Annotated in this window: 16 protein-coding genes and 1 pseudogene; 8 read left to right on the top strand and 9 right to left on the bottom strand. The window is 65.0% G+C overall.

Going from position 1 to position 16,380, the window contains the following annotated elements; all coding sequences use genetic code 11:
- Positions 1 to 63: 63 nt before the first annotated feature.
- The 3 genes from IVA98_RS24005 to IVA98_RS23995 all read right to left on the bottom strand — a co-directional run bounded on the left by IVA98_RS24005 (position 64) and on the right by IVA98_RS23995 (position 3,662).
- The gene (locus IVA98_RS24005; protein ID WP_247355640.1) at positions 64 to 1,632 is read right to left on the bottom strand and encodes a DUF4403 family protein; all 1,569 of its coding nucleotides are present in this window, start codon (positions 1,630 to 1,632) and stop codon (positions 64 to 66) included.
- Positions 1,633 to 1,773: 141 nt separating this feature from the next.
- Entirely contained in the window at positions 1,774 to 2,412 is a 639-nt protein-coding gene (locus tag IVA98_RS24000) for a Vgb family protein (RefSeq protein WP_247296100.1), read from the bottom strand.
- A gap of 29 nt (positions 2,413 to 2,441) precedes the next feature.
- Positions 2,442 to 3,662: a helix-turn-helix domain-containing protein gene (locus IVA98_RS23995; protein WP_247355639.1), complete on the bottom strand. Its 1,221-nt coding sequence runs from the start codon at positions 3,660 to 3,662 to the stop codon at positions 2,442 to 2,444.
- Positions 3,663 to 3,812: 150 nt separating this feature from the next.
- Between IVA98_RS23995 and IVA98_RS23990 the strand changes: the two genes are divergently transcribed.
- Entirely contained in the window at positions 3,813 to 4,607 is a 795-nt protein-coding gene (locus IVA98_RS23990; protein WP_247296104.1) for a DUF899 domain-containing protein, read from the top strand.
- Positions 4,604 to 4,882 carry a hypothetical protein gene (locus tag IVA98_RS23985; protein WP_247296106.1) on the top strand — a complete coding sequence of 93 codons (279 nt, stop codon included), beginning with the start codon at positions 4,604 to 4,606 and terminating at the stop codon, positions 4,880 to 4,882. The genes IVA98_RS23990 and IVA98_RS23985 overlap by 4 nt, the downstream gene beginning before the upstream one ends.
- 218 nt (positions 4,883 to 5,100) lie before the next feature.
- Here IVA98_RS23985 and IVA98_RS23980 read toward each other — a convergent pair whose 3' ends face one another.
- A complete protein-coding gene (locus IVA98_RS23980) occupies positions 5,101 to 5,514 on the bottom strand; it encodes a c-type cytochrome (RefSeq protein ID WP_247296108.1) in 414 nt (137 codons plus the stop codon).
- Between the two features lie 109 nt (positions 5,515 to 5,623).
- Positions 5,624 to 6,340: a L,D-transpeptidase gene (locus tag IVA98_RS23975; RefSeq protein ID WP_247296110.1), complete on the bottom strand. Its 717-nt coding sequence runs from the start codon at positions 6,338 to 6,340 to the stop codon at positions 5,624 to 5,626.
- A gap of 273 nt (positions 6,341 to 6,613) precedes the next feature.
- On the opposite strand from IVA98_RS23975, the gene IVA98_RS23970 reads away from it, so the two are divergent.
- The 3 genes from IVA98_RS23970 (at position 6,614) to IVA98_RS23960 (ending at position 9,291) form a co-directional block, all read left to right on the top strand.
- On the top strand, positions 6,614 to 7,666 hold the full coding sequence (locus tag IVA98_RS23970; RefSeq protein ID WP_247355638.1) for a glycosyltransferase family 4 protein: 1,053 nt from the start codon (positions 6,614 to 6,616) through the stop codon (positions 7,664 to 7,666).
- A gap of 33 nt (positions 7,667 to 7,699) precedes the next feature.
- Positions 7,700 to 8,389 (top strand): class I SAM-dependent methyltransferase, encoded by a 690-nt coding sequence (locus tag IVA98_RS23965; protein WP_247296116.1) that lies wholly within the window; start codon positions 7,700 to 7,702, stop codon positions 8,387 to 8,389.
- A gap of 242 nt (positions 8,390 to 8,631) precedes the next feature.
- Positions 8,632 to 9,291, top strand: coding sequence for a hypothetical protein (locus IVA98_RS23960; RefSeq protein WP_247306805.1), 660 nt, complete (start codon positions 8,632 to 8,634; stop codon positions 9,289 to 9,291).
- Positions 9,292 to 9,512: 221 nt separating this feature from the next.
- Here the strand turns inward: IVA98_RS23960 and IVA98_RS23955 are convergent, their stop codons facing one another.
- Positions 9,513 to 11,177: an aminotransferase class III-fold pyridoxal phosphate-dependent enzyme gene (locus IVA98_RS23955; RefSeq protein ID WP_247306803.1), complete on the bottom strand. Its 1,665-nt coding sequence runs from the start codon at positions 11,175 to 11,177 to the stop codon at positions 9,513 to 9,515.
- A 35-nt stretch (positions 11,178 to 11,212) separates the two neighbouring features.
- Here IVA98_RS23955 and asd point away from each other — a divergent pair, with 35 nt between their 5' ends.
- Both asd and IVA98_RS23945 read left to right on the top strand, forming a co-directional pair.
- Positions 11,213 to 12,076 carry an archaetidylserine decarboxylase gene (gene asd / locus IVA98_RS23950; RefSeq protein WP_247306785.1) on the top strand — a complete coding sequence of 288 codons (864 nt, stop codon included), beginning with the start codon at positions 11,213 to 11,215 and terminating at the stop codon, positions 12,074 to 12,076.
- Between the two features lie 58 nt (positions 12,077 to 12,134).
- Positions 12,135 to 12,691: pseudogene (locus IVA98_RS23945) on the top strand (NUDIX hydrolase).
- A 33-nt stretch (positions 12,692 to 12,724) separates the two neighbouring features.
- Here IVA98_RS23945 and IVA98_RS23940 read toward each other — a convergent pair.
- On the bottom strand, positions 12,725 to 13,501 hold the full coding sequence (locus IVA98_RS23940) for a DUF2147 domain-containing protein (protein ID WP_247306781.1): 777 nt from the start codon (positions 13,499 to 13,501) through the stop codon (positions 12,725 to 12,727).
- Positions 13,502 to 13,956: 455 nt separating this feature from the next.
- Here IVA98_RS23940 and IVA98_RS23935 point away from each other — a divergent pair, with 455 nt between their 5' ends.
- The gene (locus tag IVA98_RS23935) at positions 13,957 to 15,168 is read left to right on the top strand and encodes an extensin-like domain-containing protein (protein ID WP_247355637.1); all 1,212 of its coding nucleotides are present in this window, start codon (positions 13,957 to 13,959) and stop codon (positions 15,166 to 15,168) included.
- A 49-nt stretch (positions 15,169 to 15,217) separates the two neighbouring features.
- Here the strand turns inward: IVA98_RS23935 and IVA98_RS23930 are convergent, their stop codons facing one another.
- Together IVA98_RS23930 and IVA98_RS23925 are read right to left on the bottom strand one after the other, a co-directional pair.
- Entirely contained in the window at positions 15,218 to 15,553 is a 336-nt protein-coding gene (locus tag IVA98_RS23930) for a DUF6665 family protein (protein ID WP_247306774.1), read from the bottom strand.
- Positions 15,554 to 15,608: 55 nt separating this feature from the next.
- Positions 15,609 to 16,244 carry a TetR/AcrR family transcriptional regulator gene (locus tag IVA98_RS23925; RefSeq protein WP_247278449.1) on the bottom strand — a complete coding sequence of 212 codons (636 nt, stop codon included), beginning with the start codon at positions 16,242 to 16,244 and terminating at the stop codon, positions 15,609 to 15,611.
- Between the last annotated feature and the right edge of the window lie 136 nt (positions 16,245 to 16,380).

Here is a 16,380-nt window from a genome sequence, read left to right as displayed (position 1 = left end):
CCTCCGATGAGAATGCCAGCGGTGCAAGCGAAGACGCGCACGGACCCGGTGAGCAAAGGCGGGCTACATCCCCGACAGCTTCGTCACAACCACCTTCAGCGAGCCGCCGGCTTCGGCGACGACGCGCAGGGTCTTGGAATCGAAGGCGATGTCGGCAAGCGTCAGGCTGTCGATCTTGGCCTCGACCTTGAGGCCATCCTCGCTCTTCTGGTAGTCGGCGATCGCGACTGCGATCTTCTCGCGGGCGTTGGCGGCGATCGGCTTCAGGTCGAGCGTCGCCTTCTGCAGCAGGGCCTGCTGCATCTGCGGCACCACGGCACGCGCCGCGGCTCCTAACAGGCCGAACGCCGCCTCGGATTCCACCGCGAGCTGGATGTCGGCGAGCCGCAGCGTTTGCTGCGCCTGGTCGAGCATCGGCCGGCCCCAGATGTGCACGGTCGCCTCGGCGCCGAGGCCAAACCAGCTCTTCTTCTCCTTGGCGCGCACCAGCAGCGAGATCAGCAGGCGGTCGCCCGAGGGGGTCACGTTGACGGTCTTGACGGTGACGTCGACCGGGCCGGAGCCGTCCTCGGGATAGGTATGGCCGACCATCTGCGCCGCGATCAGCTTGTTGATCTCGGTGAAGGGCACGTCGATCGGCACGCCGATGTTCACGCCCGTGCCGGTCGGCGGCACGATCGAGATCTTGTCGGGAAACGGACACTCCGGCTTGGTCGGCGTCGAGGTCACGCGTGTCTCGGCCTCGAGGCCGAGCAGCAGCGTCACGGCCTGCGCATCGACGCGCGGCTGCGCCGCGATTGCGCGCACCGGCTTCATCTCGAGCCAGAGCGGCGGCAGTGCGGCCGATGAGCCCGAGCCTTGCAGCGAGATCGAGCGGCACGCCTTGGCCCATTGCGCCCTGGCATTCTCCCGCAGCGAGGGATCGTTGCGGATGCGTTCGGAGACGGCGTTGATCTGCTCGCCGACATTCTTGTCGATCAGCGGCTTCACCTGCGCCGGCACGTTGACCTTGGCGCCCGCGACGGCAACGTTGGTGTCGCCGAGAATGACCTGGGCGCCGAGATTGGGCTCCAGATACCAGTTGGCCGCGAGCTTGGGGCGCGAGGTGATGACCACGTTACCCTTGATTTCGGCGCTGGCGTTCAGGTTCTTGATGTTGACCGCGCCGATCCGTTTCGCGGCGTCGCCGCCGAGCACACTGCCGAGCGCGTCGCCAAGCGCACCGGTGGCCTTCGAGGACAGCGATCCCGTCACGTTCAGCCTGCCGGTGAGCGGCGTCGACAGCGTCAGCACGTCCTTGTCGCCTGTTGCCGCCATCGGTCCGCGCGCCGCCGTCCATCCGATGTCGGCGTTCTCCAGGATCTGCGAGATCGGGTTGTCGGCCTTCCCTGCGAAATTGCGCGGCGAAGCCCTCTCGGCCTGCTCGCGGATCACCGACAGCGCGATCGCGACCGGCGCGATCACGATGGAACTCTTCGAGGCCGGCGGCAGCGGCGGCAGTTGCGCAACCGTCGGCGCCGAATTGGTCACGCGCGGCGACAGCAAGTCCATGGCCTTGAGGCTGATCAAGAACGACGCCACGAGCACTGCGACGGCGATCAGGATCGTCTTCAGATTCAACGTTAGTCGCATCAATCCCCCAAGCCGCCCCGACGGGTTTTTACAGGGCCGGCGAGGAGGGCGCTAGAGCGCACAGGTGGGGTGGAATTGGGGCGAACAGGTTAACGGCTTGCGAACGCCCCGTTGCCGCGCGTTCAAACCGTCATCGCGAGGCTAGCTGCGTCGGGGACGGCGGACCGCCCTCACATTGCCGCGACCGCCGCCGCCGCAGAAGAAGCGATCGCCGCCGTCCGACTCCAAACCTGAGACCATCGTCCCGGCGGGCAGGTCGAGCTGCTCGAGCACCTTGCCCGTATCAGGGTCGATCCGCCGCACGTCACTCTCTTCGTTCTCCCAGGTGCCATGCCAGAGCTCGCCATCGACCCAGGTCACGCCGGTCACGAAGCGCTTGCTCTCGATGGTGCGGAGGACCTTTCCCGTTTCGGGATCGACCTGATGGATCTTGCGCTCGCGATATTGCCCGACCCAGAGCGAGCCTTCGGCCCAGGCCAATCCGGAATCCCCACCGCCGCCGGGCGCCGGAATGGTGCTGAGCACCCTGCCGGTGGCGGCGTCGATCTTCTGGATGCGATCTTCGGCGATCTGGAACAGGTGCCGGCCGTCGAACGCCGTTCCCGCATGCGCGGCGACATCGATGGAGCGCGCGATCTTGCCGTCGGCCGGATCGACCGCGTTCAGCTTGTCGCCGGACGCGAACCAGACATGTTTGCCGTCATAGGTGACACCATGAACGGCTTCGACGCCCGCGAAAGGCCCATACTCCTCGATGATCTCGGCGGCTGTACGCTTCATGTGCTCGATCCCTGTGATGTGACCTCACCCTACGTCTTCAGGAGCGGCGTGGGGAGTAACAAGCCTGTCGGGAAACCCGGGATGGGCGGGGTCATCCAACGCTTCGCCCGGCCATGCCCGAAGGACTGCACCTTGTGTGATCGCGCCAGGTCGTCGAGGGCCCGCTGCACGGTGCGGGCGCTCGTTCCGAGCGCCAGCGCGAGCGCCGAGCTCGACCAGGGTTCGCCGTCGGACAGGAAGGCGAGCACCGCGGCGTGCTTCTCCTCGACCGGCCGCGCCAGCACCAGAACCTGTCGCGTCTTGCGCGGTGTCAGCGCAAAGCCGTGTTTGGTCGCGCTCACATCGGCAAGAGGCTTGAGCTTGGCGCGAAGCCGACCGATCTCGACCCGCAGCCGGGCGCGATGCGATTCATCGACGTGCCTGGCGTGAAACGCGGCGGTCATCAGAGCCTCTCGGGACACGTCCGCGGGCCACGCCTGCGCCAGGGGGCGGGCGAGCGCGAACAGCACCGGCCGCGTTCCCAGTGACACGACGATGCCTCCCCTGCGAACGGTGTGATGGAACGTGTCCACGACGAGCGCTTGAGACGCGGCCAGCGCTTCGACCTGTCCGAGCAACAACGGATGCTCCTTGCCGCGTGCGATCAGGCGCGCCGCGGGCGTGTCGAGCACGAGGTTCGTGCTTTCGACTTCGGCCGTGAGCGCTGGAATCCCAGCCGACCGTGCCGCGTCGGCGGCGCGGTCGAGCGCCGCGCGCGCATCTTTGGTTTTGAGCCGCCGGATTGCGATGCCGGCGATCACGAGTTCACGGACGACCTGAGATGCCGGCGGAAGAGGGCCCGCGCCGAGCTCCGCCAGTGTGCGTTCGGCCTCGTCGAGGCGCCCGAGCAGAAGAAGGCGGCGAGCCTCGATGTGACCGGCATGGGCGGCATTGGCGAGATCGCCGTGCCTTGCGAGTGTCGCGCGCGCCGCTGCGAGCGTCTTCGCCGGCCAGCTCAGGTCGCGCGAGACCAGCGCGATCTCGGCCTCGGCAACGACGCATCTTGCGCGCGCCACCGCCTCTCTCGGACCGAAGGCACGTGCCGCGCTCCGCAGCAGCGTCTTGGCCTTGGCGAAATCGCCGAGCTGCGCCATCGCGATGCCGCGCAGTGCCAGCGACGGTGCGTCGTTGCGCAGCGCAACGCGGTTCAGCGCACCGAGCGGATCGCCCGCCTCGAGCGCGCGCGCCGCGGCCGTGATCAGCGATTCCATTCAAATCCCGCCACACTTGTTACTCCCACCCCGCAACCGCGAGATGCCAGAAACAGTTTACGACCGACGATGTGCGGTGAAGGGCGAGGGGTTCCGCGTCTGTCATAACGAAATGCGGAATGATCGCCCAGGCAAGAGGTTTGGAGAGCCATGATGACATCAGTTGAGAACGCAGGGACGAACGGACATTCCGCCATGCAAACACCACCCGTGGTGTCGCCGCAGGACTGGGAGGCAGCCCGTCTGCAACTGCTCGTGAAGGAAAAAGCGCATACCCGTGCCCGCGATGCCCTGGCCGCCGAGCGGCGACGCATGCCCTGGATGGCGGTGGACAAAACCTATGCGTTCGAGGGCCCCGGCGGCAAGCTCAGTCTGGTCGACCTATTCCAGGGCCGGCGGCAATTGATCGTCTACCGCGCCTTCTTCGAGCCGGGGGTGTTCGGCTGGCCCGACCATGCGTGCCGGGGCTGCTCCATGGTCGCCGACCAGGTCGCCCATGTCGCGCACCTCAATGCCCGCGACACCACCCTTGTCTTCGCCTCGCGCGCGCCGCAGGCCGATATCGCGCGGCTGAAGCAGCGGATGGGCTGGATCATGCCCTGGGTCACCATCACCGACAGCTTCGATGCTGATTTCGGCGTTGACGAATGGCACGGGACGAACGTGTTCTACCGTGACGGCGACCGCGTCTTCCGCACCTATTTCGTCAAGAGCCGGGGCGATGAGCAGATGGGCGGTACCTGGAATTATCTCGACATCACGCCGCTCGGCCGCCAGGAGGTCTGGGAGGATTCGCCGAAAGGCTATCCGCAGACGCCGACCTACAAATGGTGGAATTGGCACGACAGCTACACGGAAGGTGCGGCGCCCGACGAGAAGTGGGTCGAGATCTCGACCGCCGGCGAGAAGGCTTTTCGCAAGGAGGCTGCGGGAGAACGGAAATGACTGCTTCCGCCAGCGCGGCCGCCAGCGTCAACCGCGACAGTGTCGCGGCCGCGCGTCACCTCGCCCGATGGTTGGGGCTGGCGGCCACGCCGACCTTCGCGATCATGGCCCTGCTGACGGCCGCGCTTGGCGGCGGTGCGGCGGACATGCTCTGCTCCGCCGGACAAGGATCCGTGCTCGTTGGCATGGTTCCGATGTATCTGTTGATGAGCGCGTTTCATTCCGCGGCGTGGCTGAGATTGATTGCGGAGCGAAGGCGCGGCGGTGAGCGGTAACGGACCGCCCAGTGTGAACGCCTCGTCCTTGGGGACGCGCGCAAGCGCGCTCCTCAGGATGAGGCTAACCGGCATCTTCGCCTCGGTGCAAGCGCTTCGTAGGGAACGGCGGGCCGCCACACTCCGCCCTCATCCTGAGGGCCCGCCGCAGGCGGGCGTCTCGAAGGATGGCCACGATGACCGACATCAAACAAGAACGACCCGCTTAGCCTAGGTCGTTACTGCGAAGCCGCCTGCAGATAGGCAACCACCTTGGCCGCTTCCTCGGCCGAGATGCCGCCATAGGGCTGCATCTTGTTGCCCGGCACCACCTCGTCCGGCTTGACCATGAAGCGGGTAAGCTTGTCTTTGTCCCAGATGAAGCCGGCTTCCTTCATCGATGACGAGTAATTGTAGTTCGGCAGCGCGCCGGCCTTGCGTCCGACGATCTTGTTAAGATTGGGACCCAGGCGATTGTCGCCCTCTTTCATGGAGTGGCAGGTGCGGCAGGAATTGTTGAAGGCCTGCTGGGCTGCATCGTCGCTCGCCGGCTGCTGCGCGCGCGAGAGAGGCGGTGACAAGAGCAACGTCAATGCCCCCGTGCCGATTGCGAGCAGCCATGCGCTTGACGAACGTTGCGTGCGTGCTTGCATCTGCGCCTCCATGCAATCGCGCTGCAGCAAGCGCGCTTCGGGATGTCGAGGGCAAACGAACACGGCCCCGGTGGGTTCCGGGGCCGTTTGCGTCACAATGTCCTGTCGCTCAGCGCATCGCAACTCCAAGCTCGGCTCGCCGCTCCGTCATCGGCAGCACGATCACCTTGGTGCCGACATTGACGCGGGCGTAGAGGTCGGTGACGTCGTCATTGGTCATGCGGATGCAGCCCGACGAGACGTGCTTGCCAATGGTCTCGGGCGCGTTGGTGCCGTGAATGCGGTAGATGGTGCTGCCGAGATACATGGCGCGGGCCCCTAATGGATTGCCGGGGCCGCCGGCCATGTGGCGCGGCAGATAGGGCTGGCGGGCGATCATTTCCGGCGGCGGAGTCCAGGCCGGCCATTCGGCCTTCCGGCTCACCGATTGGATGCCGGACCAAGTGAAGCCGTCACGGCCGACGCCGATGCCGTAGCGCAGCGCCTGGCCGCCTCCGAGCACGTAGTAGAGATAGGTGTTGGGCGTATCGATGATGATGGTGCCTGGCGCTTCCCGCGTTGCATAGGAAACGGTCTGGCGGCGGAAGCGGGCCGGCATCTCGACCGCGTCCTGATCCTCGGACGGCGCGGCCTGATAAGGCATCGTCTGGTAGGGCTGGTACGGCTGGAGCGGCTGCGGCGCCGTCATCGGCGGCAGCGGTTGGACGAAGGGGAAGAGCTGCACCGGCGCAGCGTTGGCTGTATCTGCGAACGCGATTGCAGAGATCGCGACTGCACTGATCGCAATGGCGCGCGAATAGTTCTTGAACGTGTCAAGATTGATCATTGATCGCCCCTGTTTGCTCGGTGTTGTTGATCACCGCGGCACCGTTTCGGTGCTCCGTTGGGGTGATCACTAACGGCAAAACATTTCGGGACATTTGCGTGGAAAACCGAAAACGGCTTCGTGGCGGCAAGAATTGTTTCATGACAGTTTCGTGGCCGCGCGGGCCCGTTAACGAACAAAACAGAGCGCCGACACTTCTGTGACGTCATACGCCTGAAATATCCTTCGTTGATGGTCGGAAACCGAGAATCATCAAACTCTCGGGATTTTCCCATGCGGGTATTAATCGCGACCGACGCCTGGCATCCGCAGGTCAACGGCGTGGTGCGGACGCTGACCTCGCTGGCGAGCGCGGCCAAGGCCCTCGATGTCGAGATCGACTTCCTGACCCCGGACGGTTTTCCGTCATGGCCGCTGCCGACCTATCCGGGCCTACGCATCGCGTTGCCGAGCTTCAGGGAAATCGCACGGCGGATCGAGAAGGCCGCTCCCGAGGCGCTGCACATCGCGACCGAAGGCCCAATCGGCTGGGCCGCGCGGGCCTATTGCCGTCGCAACCGACTTGCCTTCACCACATCCTATACGACGCGCTTTCCCGAATATGTTTCGGTGCGGACCGGCATCCCCGCGAGCATCGGTTATGCCGTGCTGCGCCACTTCCACGATGCCGCCGCGATGATCATGGTGGCGACGCCCTCGCTGCGGCAGGAGCTGTCCGAACGTGGCTTCAGGCGGCTCGGCTTCTGGACGCGCGGCGTCAACACCGAGCTGTTCCATCCCGAGAGCCCGGCAGCTCTGGACCTGCCACGTCCCATCTTCATGACGATGGGCCGGGTCGCGGTGGAGAAGAATCTCGAAGCGTTCCTCGCGCTCGACCTGCCCGGCACCAAGGTCGTCATCGGCGACGGCCCGCAGAAGCCTGCGCTGGAAAAGAAATATCCCGGCGCCGTCTTTCTCGGCGAGAAGAAGGGGGCGGATCTCACCGCGCATCTTGCCGCCGCCGACGTCTTCGTGTTTCCCAGCCTGACCGACACCTTCGGCGTGGTGCAACTCGAGGCGCTGGCCTGCGGCACGCCGGTTGCGGCGTTCCCGGTGACGGGCCCCAAGGACGTCATCGCCGATCATCAGATCGGCGCGATCGACCATGATCTGCGCACCGCGTGCCTGCGCGCGCTCACGATGTCGCGCCAGACCTGCCGCAACTTCGCGCTGGAGCGTTCCTGGGAAAACAGCGCGCGCCAGTTCGTCGGCAATCTCACCTCACTTCAGCCCAGCCGCACCTTGCGCGCCTCGCCTCGCATGGCGCAGCGGCCGGTGCGCGGTTGATCGTCCATTTGAACCACAGCGAGAACCTCATCGATGGCTAAGATCATGAACCTTGATGGCACCCAGCAGCTCGACCTCACCCGCGGCACGGTCGAGCAGGCCTATGACCGCTGGGCGCCGGTCTACGACCTCGTGTTCGGCGGCGTCTTCGCCAAGGGCCGGCAGGCGGCGATCGCGGCCACCAACAAGATCGGCGGCCGGGTGCTCGAGGTCGGCGTCGGCACTGGCATCTCGCTGCCGCTCTACGCGCCGAACTTGCGCATCTTCGGCACCGACATCTCGGAGGCGATGCTCGACAAGGCGCGCCGCCGCGTGAGCGAGCAGAAGCTGAAGAACGTCGAGGGCCTCGCGGTGATGGACGCCGAGAAGCTCGAATTCCCCGACAATTCCTTCGACGTCGTCATGGCGCAATACGTCGTCACCGCAGTGCCCAATCCGGAGAAGGCGCTCGACGAATTCGTCCGCGTGCTGCGCCCGGGCGGCGAGCTGATCATCCTCACCCGCGTCAGCGCCGATACCGGCATGCGCCGCTTCATCGAGCAGAAGCTGCAGCCGGTGGTGCGTCCGCTCGGCTTCCGCACCGCCGAGTTCGCCTGGTCGCGCTATGCGAGGTGGCTGGCCGGCGCCCGCGGCATCGAGCTTGCCGAGCGCCGTCTGATTCCGCCGCTCGGCCATTTCTCGCTGGTGCGCTTCCGGAAGGTCGACATCGCCAAGGCGGCGTAGCATCGCTGTTGCCCCTCTTCGTGAGGAGGCGCGCAAGCGCCGTCTCGAACCATGAAGGCCCGCCTGCCGCAGACGGGCCTCGCCCTTCGAGACGCTTGCTGCGCAAGCGCCTCAGGGTGAGGGGGGAGAGTAACCGTGCGTCATCGCGCCGCTGCACATCGTCACATGACAAAATGATGATGTCACACGGCCTACATCGAATCCGTTTAAATCCCGTACCCGAAAGCATCTTGGGGAAGAGCATGATCAAGAATTATCTCGAGCAGCTGCGCATCCAGCGCTGGGACGACCATCGCTACTATCACCACAGCCGCATCAATCAGAGCCTGCACTTCGTCAGCGCGCTGAGCTTTCTCTTTGCCTATGTCTGGCTGTTCATCGACCCCGTAGTGTCCGCGCTGGTCGGCTGGCTGGTCTCGATGACCTCGCGCCAGGCCGGTCACTTCTTCTTCGAGCCGCGCGGTTACGACCACATCAACCAGGCGACGCACGAACACAAGGAAGAGATCAAGGTCGGCTACAACCTTCAGCGCAAGGTGGTGCTGATGGCGATCTGGGCGCTCTCGCCGCTGGTGCTGTTCGCCGATCCCACGCTGTTCGGCCTGTTCACGCCCTGGGCGAGCGCGACCGACTTCATGCGGCAGGTCGCCAAGATCTGGCTCCTGGTCGGTGGCGGCGGTCTGTTGTTCCGTACCGTGCACCTGTTCTTCATCCGCGACGTCGAGACCGGTCTCGTCTGGATGACCAAGATCCTGACCGATCCGTTCCATGATTTGATGCTCTATCGCAAGGCTCCGCTCGCGCTGATGCGCGGCGAGCTGATGGACCCCGGCCTGCACCTCAACCCCGAGCACACGCTGGGCCTCATCGGTGAGCCGACGCTCGAAGAGCAGCACGCCTGAGCGCACTGCACATATCCGATACTCTGATGTCTGATGCTGGCGTCATGCCCGGGCTCGTCCCGGGCATCCACGTGTGTGGGGGCGCCTCAAGCGCCGTCATTCCGGGGCGGTCCGTAGGACCGAACCCGGAAGCTCGAGATTCTCAGGTGCGCAATTGCGCACCGGAGTTCGATGCTTCGCATCGCCCCGGAATGACAGTGGTTATGTGGAAAGAATCGGCCTCAACGCCCGAACCGCTTGGCCAGCATCTCTTTCAGGATCTGCCGCTTGATGCTCTTGTTGGTGAGCGCGCCGTCGTGCCACCAGAAACCGTCAGCCTTCATCTTCTGGGCCGCGCGGACGAAGCGTTCGGCGACCTCGGTGAAATCGGCGTCGGTGTAGTTGAGACTGAAGATCAGCCGGCCGGTGCCGACCCAGCTCAGCGCCAGGCCTTCGGCGCGCAGATAATATTGCAGCATCCAGTTGTAGCGGGAGGGGGTGGTGTATTTCACCGTCCAGATCGAGGAGAAGTTGGCGAACCGCACCGGCAGGTCGGCATCGCTCATCATGTGGTTGAGCGTCTGGACCCGGCCGTTCCAGGTTTCCTCCAGCCCGTCATAGACGGCGCGGAAGTTGGGGCTGGCGAGGCGGCTCAAGAACTCGTCCATCGCCGTCATGACGTAGGGATGCGAGTTGAAGGTGCCGCGGGCGAAGCAGACGTCGGCGGGACGGTCGTCGCGGAAGCGGCGCATCAATTCGCGTCTGCCGCAGACCACGCCGACCGGCAGGCCGCCGGCGAGGCTCTTGCCGTAAGTCACCATGTCGGCGCGCACGCCGAAATATTCCTGGGCACCGCCGACGGCGAGACGGAAGCCGACGAACACTTCATCGAAGATCAGCACGATGCCGCGTTGGTCGCAGACCTCGCGCAGCTTCTTGAGCCACTCGGTGTACGCCGCGCGGTCGAAATTGCCGCCACGGGAGGAATCGACCAGCGAGGAATCGCCGGGGGCATTGGCGTTCGGATGCAGGCCCTGCAGCGGGTTGACCAGCACGCAGGCGATGTCCTTGCGGGTACGCAGCACGTGCAGGGTCCTCTCCGACATCTCGGCGAGGGTGTAGGTCTCGTGCGCGGGAATTGGATTGCCGACGCCGGGCTGCACGTCGCCCCACCAGCCGTGATAGGCGCCGGCGAAGCGGACGAGATGCGTGCGCTTGGTGTGGTAGCGCGCGAGTCGCACCGCCTGCATCACGGCTTCGGTGCCGGACATGTGGAACGAGACCTCGTCGAGGCCCGAGATTCGGCAGAGCCGCTGCACGTTGTCGAGGATGACGGGATGGTAGGGGCCGAGCACGGGGCCGAGCGCGTGCGCCCGCTTCTCGGCGCCCTCGATGCACTCCTTGTAGAAGTCGTTGCCGAAGATGTTGACGCCGTAGGAGCCGGTGAGATCGTAGAAGCTGTTGCCGTCGATATCCGTGACGGTGACGCCGCGCGAGGCTTCCATGAAAGTCGAGGTGCCCAGATGCTCGCGGACCAGTCGCGAGAACTGGAACGGCACGCGGTAGCTCTCGGTGAAGTTCAGATCGGAGATCCTCTCCGCGGCCTCCTTCGTCATCGCGCGTCCCCTGGGATAGCGCTCGGCGTAGAGGCCGGCGAGGCGGAAGAAGCCCTCCTTGCGCTGAGCCGCGATGTTCGCCGGCGCGCCATCGCAGGAGAAGTAGTCGTCGTTTCCGAACTCGTAGAACGGGATCAGCCGCGCCACGCGGCGCGACATCTTGGAGTGCCCGGAGAGCGAGCGGTGCTTGGCGCGGGAGAGCTCGATGCGCGCCTTGAGCTTCGGGAAGGCGGCGGCAGCGGACGCTGCGGCGGCCACGGACATCGAGAGAATCGGGAGTGTCGTTTCCATGACAACAAGCGCTAACCCTGCGAGCTGACAGATTCATGACAGTCAAAGCCCTCATCGCCTCTTTCACCCAGCAGGAAGACCTCAACTTCCTGTTGACCAACCGCATCCCGCGCGCGGCCCTGACCCGCTTCATGGGCTGGTTCTCCAAGATCGAGAACCCGTTTGTGCGGGACTTCTCGATCGCGCTGTGGAAGCTGTTCTCCGACCTCGATCTGTCGGAGGCGCGAAAAGATCGTTTCAAGAGTCTGCATGACTGCTTCACCCGGGAGCTCAAGCCGGATCTGCGGCCGTTCGATCCGGACCCGGCCGTGGTCGCGAGCCCCTCCGACGGCATTGTCGGCGCCCATGGCCGGATCGCCGACACCGAACTGTTTCAGGTCAAAGGTGCGCCCTATTCGCTGCTCGATCTCGTCGGCGATTCCGCCCTGGTCGACCAGCACCGCAACGGAAGCTTCGTCACGCTGCGGCTGACCTCCAGCATGTATCACCGTTTCCACGCGCCTTATGATGCGCATATCGAGCGCGTCACGCTGATCCATGGCGACGTCTGGAACGTCAACCCCATCGCGCTGAAGCGCGTCGAGCGGCTGTTCTGCAAGAACGAGCGCGCGGTCATTCGCACGCATTTGCCGACCGGCGAGGCGGTGACGCTGGTGCCGGTCGCCGCCATCCTGGTCGCGAGCATCCGCCTGCACTTTCTCGACATGGTGCTGAACGCGCAGACCCATGGCCCCGTCAATTTTCCCTGCGACGTCAACGTGATCAAAGGCGAGGAGCTCGGCTGGTTCGAGCACGGCTCGACCATCATCATCCTGGCGCCCGGCGATTTCACGTTCTGCGACGGCATCACGGAGGGCACGCGCATCCGCGCCGGTCAAGCGCTGCTGAAGAGAAAGTAGCCTTCAATCCGCCGCGCCCGCCGCCTATATCGTCCGCGGGGACAACTGGATGTGAGTGATGGCGCGGGCGCCGGTGATGGCGGCGGGTGGTATTGTGCTGCGGCGAGGTTCGATGCCGCTGATCGCCGTGGTGCGCCAGCGCAAGCGCAACGAATGGGTCTTGCCCAAGGGTAAGCTCGACGACGGCGAGACGCCAAAGGAGGCCGCGCATCGCGAGGTGCTGGAAGAGACCGGGCACGACGTCGCGGTGCACGAATTTCTGGGCACGCTGGGCTATCAATCGGGCGGGCGCACCAAGGTCGTGCATTTCTGGCGCATGGAGGCCGATGGCGGACCAGTCCGCAAACCTATGAACGACATCAAGGCGGTGGACTGGCTGACGTTGGACGACGCAATCGCGCGGCTGTCGCGCGAATATGAGCGCGCGTTCCTGGCGCAGATCGGTCCGATTGCACTCGCCGCTGCCGGTGTTGCGCCTTCGCCCGAGCCGACGCCGCCGGCCGATCATATCGATGCGGCCTTGCAGACGCTGACACCAGCCCAAGCCGCCTCGGTCGACGAACTGCGCACGGCTTGTTGCAGAAGGTGAAGGCGTGGCTGCGCGGCGAGGCGTGAGCGCGCGCCGCGCGCTGGTCGACACCTTCGATGTCAGCTCACGCGCTTCCAGGTCTGGCCGCCGCAGAACATACCGCCGAAGGCGCAGCCCTGCACGCGCATTGCATTCGGACCTTTCATCGCGATGGTCGAGTCGTAATTGCGGCCAGAGTTGGGATCGTGGATGCGGCCGCTCCACTTCGAGCCGTCGGGCTTCATGTTGATCAGGATGCGCTCATTGGTCTTCACGGCATAACCGCAGAGATTGGCGCCGCACTGTTCGACACGGACATTGCCTTTGTTCTCTTCGGTCGCCCACACGCCGATCGGCGAGTTTGGTGGCGCCACGGGCGCCGCGGCAACCGCAGCCGGGGCCGGCGCGGGAGCAGCAGCGATGGGAGCGGGTGCAGCGACGGGAGCAGGCGCCGCAACAGGTGCAGGCTGCGCGGTGTCGAGGCCGGCGGACGCGGCGGCGGGAGCCGTCGGGTCCGTTGCGGCGGGCGCAGTCGCCTGGACCGGCGCCTGTGGCACTGGCTGCTGCTGCACCGGAGCCGGCGCCGGCTGCGCATTCGTGGTCGCCGGAGCCGGCGTGGTGTCGACGTCATCCTCCTTGGAGCCGCCCAGGCCCTTGAGGTTGATGTTGTTCAGCTTGATCGGCTTGTCCGACAGGCCCGGCGCCACGATGGCCACGCAATTGAGTGAGGCACAATTGCGCGGCGTCTCAATGCGGATGTGCTGGCCTTCGATCTGGAACGAGATCGAATTGCCCGCATGCGCCGCGGCGGTCGAAGCAAGGAAGAGCGCCGTGGCGGCGATGGTGAGCTTGTTCATGACAACCTCCGTGTCCGCGTATGGACTGGTGTCGCTGGTGGACTGAGCGTAGTTCGACCCTACGCCCCGGCTGTCCCTTCTTCCGTGATCGACATCACTACCTCTGGCCGTCGCCTGCGTGAGCCGGCGCACATTCGGCCATCTTGGCCTGATGTCGGTAACGATCCATGAGATGGAGCGCGGCCCTATATGATGCCGAACACGATGGCGCCGACGAAGGCCATGGCGAGGTACGCGGTGATAATGCTCAGTCTGCCGGCGAACGTCATGAGATCGCTCCCGCTGTCGCGCCGCGTTGCGCGAGCTTTATGGTTAACAGAGAGTCTCCTTCCGAAAAAGTCAGTCGTCCTGTCGCTCAGTCTGGCAGCATTTCGGCGCACGCGGGCCGGCATGGTTAAAGAAGGCTGAAACGACACGTTGAAGAGTCTTTAAGTAAATTCACCGAACGTGCGTTCATGACGCGCGGAGTTCGTTTGTATCTCGTCGGCTCCATCGTCCTTGTTTCGCTTGCGGGTTGTGGACGCGGCTTCTTCCAGGCCGAACGCGAACCGTGGCGGGCCGAGGCGGAAGCGGCGTGCCTGAAATCTGGAGCGGTCAAGGAGAGTGCGGACATCGTCCGCATCGATCCGATCTCCGGCCCTGGCCAATGTGGCGCCGAATTTCCGCTGAAGGTCGCCGCCATCGGCGAAGCCTCCAACAGCTATGGCTTTGCCGACGAGGAGCTGCGTCCGCCGGGGAGCATCGGCAACCAGCCGCGCTGGCCGGTCACGCAGCCGCGGTCGAACTATCCGCAGAGCCAGAATTATCCGGCACCCTCCCACCCGCAGCGATCGAACTATCCGGAGAGCGCGGTGCAGCAGCCTTCCGGCTATGGCACTTCAACCGGACCGATGTCGCTGAACGCGCCCGGCGTGGTGCCGCAGGAAGACGAGATCGATCTGCCGCCCGAGGGCACCGATGCCGCGGGGGCCGCGCGCTACATGAATGCGCCGAGCTATCCGGCGCGGCCGGCCGGTGCGGCACCCTACGGGCAACCGCCCGCGCAGCAGCCGCTGCCGCGTCTTGGCCCGGCGCAGGGCAATCCCGTCACCGCCGTCGGTCCCGTTGCGATCAAGCCGACCGCGACGCTGGCCTGTCCGATCGTATCCGAGCTCGACCGCTGGCTCGCCGACACCGTGCAGCCCTCGGCCATGCGCTGGTTCGGGGTCCGTGTCGCCGAGATCAAGCAGATCTCCGCCTATTCCTGCCGCGGCATGAACGGCAACTCGCGCGCCCACATTTCCGAGCACGCCTTCGGCAATGCGCTCGATATTTCCGCCTTCGTGCTCGCCGACGGCCGCCGTGTCACTGTGAAGGAAGGCTGGCGCGGCATGCCGGAAGAGCAGGGATTTTTGCGCGACGTGCAGTCCGGTGCCTGCGCGCATTTCACGACGGTGCTCGCGCCCGGCTCCAACGTCTATCATTACGATCACATCCACGTCGATCTGATGCGCCGCGCCAGCCGTCGCCTGATCTGCCAGCCCGCCGCCGTCTCCGGCGATGAGGTCGCTGCGCGTGCGCAGTCACGCAGCCCCTATGCGAATGCACGCGATCCTTCCGTGACTGGTTCGCTCGGCCGCAAGAGCGCCGCGCACAAGCGCGAAGAAGACGAGTACGCCGACGATTGAGGCTTGCGCAAAACCGGTGGCTACGATGGGGCCGTAGCCCGCCAGCAAGTCATTTCGAGGCCGGCTTCGACGGTGGGAGCCCCATGCACCGCTGCACCTCGCCAGGGACGTTGTAGGTTCGCATGATGTGGCGGCTGTCGCGAAGACCGGACGCCTCGCGTTGCACTACGAACATCCACAGCGCATGGCCGGCTTCATGCACCAGCCTACGTCTGGCCGGTTGCAGTGAGGCCGGTATCCCCGAGGCCGCGTGGGCGGCGTCGAACTCGCGCAAACGCGCGAGGCTCTGTTCCAGCGCGCGGCCCATTCGTCCAAGCGCCGAGGCCTGCTCCTGGACGATCTCATAGTGGAGAATATCGACAGGGGGGCGAAGATCACGAGGCATGGACGCAAATATAACCGCCCGCGACGCGCCTGCGCAACGCGTAGCACGCTCGCGGTTACTTCGCCCGATACGTCGCGAGGAACATCCGCGTCGCGCTGTCGACGACTTCGGTCATGCGCTCTTGCGACGGTGCGGGAGCAGCCTGGAAGACGAACGGCAGGAACAGCGAGGCCTTGCACAGTTCCATGAATTGCGAGGCGGCAAGATCGCAATCGTCGATGTCGAGATCGCCGGAAGCGACATGGGCTTTGAGATAATCGGACAACCGGTGGATGGTCTTGTCCAGCACCCGCGCATAGTAACGGCGGCCGACGTCGGGCATGCGCTCGGCGATTGCCATCACGGTGCGGATTGCCGATCCGCCGCCGGGCCGGCAGAGTAAATGGATATAGGCCTGGCCGAAATCCTTCAGCGTGGTCTCGGCATCGCGCGCGGGATCGAAATTGAACACGACCTGGCCGTGCTGGAGCGCCTCCTCTTCGAGAATGGCTTCGAACAGCGCCGATTTGTCGGCGAAATAGACGTAGAGCGTGCCCTTGGAAACCTGTGCCGCGCGCGCGATCTCGCCCATGCTGGCGCCGTCGAAACCGAGAGCCATGAACACTTTGCGAGCACCGTCCAGGATTTGACGTCGCTTGGAGCTGTCCTCCTCCGGGACGATGTGAAGACGTTCGCTGGCAGCTACAACCATTGGTTTAGGGTCTCGGAAGGTTTTTGGATCCGCGTCTGGGGCTATGAACCCGAATAAAGGATTCCGGCTATTAAGATGACACCGGGAATATTATGTAGATTGACCGAACCGTTCGGTCAAGGTATTCAGGACGAGC

Origin of the sequence: Bradyrhizobium sp. 160 (genome assembly GCF_023073735.1) — a bacterium.
Classification (GTDB): domain Bacteria; phylum Pseudomonadota; class Alphaproteobacteria; order Rhizobiales; family Xanthobacteraceae; genus Bradyrhizobium.
This window is presented reverse-complemented; position numbering and strand designations above follow the sequence as displayed.

Bases quoted from the DNA above. Each gene is read 5' to 3' on its own strand.
- IVA98_RS24005 (WP_247355640.1), bottom strand. From the start codon at position 1,632: ATGCGACTAACGTTGAATCTGAAGACGATCCTGATCGCCGTCGCAGTG.
- IVA98_RS24000 (WP_247296100.1), bottom strand. From the start codon at position 2,412: ATGAAGCGTACAGCCGCCGAGATCATCGAGGAGTATGGGCCTTTCGCG.
- IVA98_RS23995 (WP_247355639.1), bottom strand. From the start codon at position 3,662: ATGGAATCGCTGATCACGGCCGCGGCGCGCGCGCTCGAGGCGGGCGAT.
- IVA98_RS23990 (WP_247296104.1), top strand. From the start codon at position 3,813: ATGATGACATCAGTTGAGAACGCAGGGACGAACGGACATTCCGCCATG.
- IVA98_RS23985 (WP_247296106.1), top strand. From the start codon at position 4,604: ATGACTGCTTCCGCCAGCGCGGCCGCCAGCGTCAACCGCGACAGTGTC.
- IVA98_RS23980 (WP_247296108.1), bottom strand. From the start codon at position 5,514: ATGCAAGCACGCACGCAACGTTCGTCAAGCGCATGGCTGCTCGCAATC.
- IVA98_RS23975 (WP_247296110.1), bottom strand. From the start codon at position 6,340: ATGATCAATCTTGACACGTTCAAGAACTATTCGCGCGCCATTGCGATC.
- IVA98_RS23970 (WP_247355638.1), top strand. From the start codon at position 6,614: ATGCGGGTATTAATCGCGACCGACGCCTGGCATCCGCAGGTCAACGGC.
- IVA98_RS23965 (WP_247296116.1), top strand. From the start codon at position 7,700: ATGGCTAAGATCATGAACCTTGATGGCACCCAGCAGCTCGACCTCACC.
- IVA98_RS23960 (WP_247306805.1), top strand. From the start codon at position 8,632: ATGATCAAGAATTATCTCGAGCAGCTGCGCATCCAGCGCTGGGACGAC.
- IVA98_RS23955 (WP_247306803.1), bottom strand. From the start codon at position 11,177: ATGGAAACGACACTCCCGATTCTCTCGATGTCCGTGGCCGCCGCAGCG.
- asd (WP_247306785.1), top strand. From the start codon at position 11,213: ATGACAGTCAAAGCCCTCATCGCCTCTTTCACCCAGCAGGAAGACCTC.
- IVA98_RS23940 (WP_247306781.1), bottom strand. From the start codon at position 13,501: ATGAACAAGCTCACCATCGCCGCCACGGCGCTCTTCCTTGCTTCGACC.
- IVA98_RS23935 (WP_247355637.1), top strand. From the start codon at position 13,957: ATGACGCGCGGAGTTCGTTTGTATCTCGTCGGCTCCATCGTCCTTGTT.
- IVA98_RS23930 (WP_247306774.1), bottom strand. From the start codon at position 15,553: ATGCCTCGTGATCTTCGCCCCCCTGTCGATATTCTCCACTATGAGATC.
- IVA98_RS23925 (WP_247278449.1), bottom strand. From the start codon at position 16,244: ATGGTTGTAGCTGCCAGCGAACGTCTTCACATCGTCCCGGAGGAGGAC.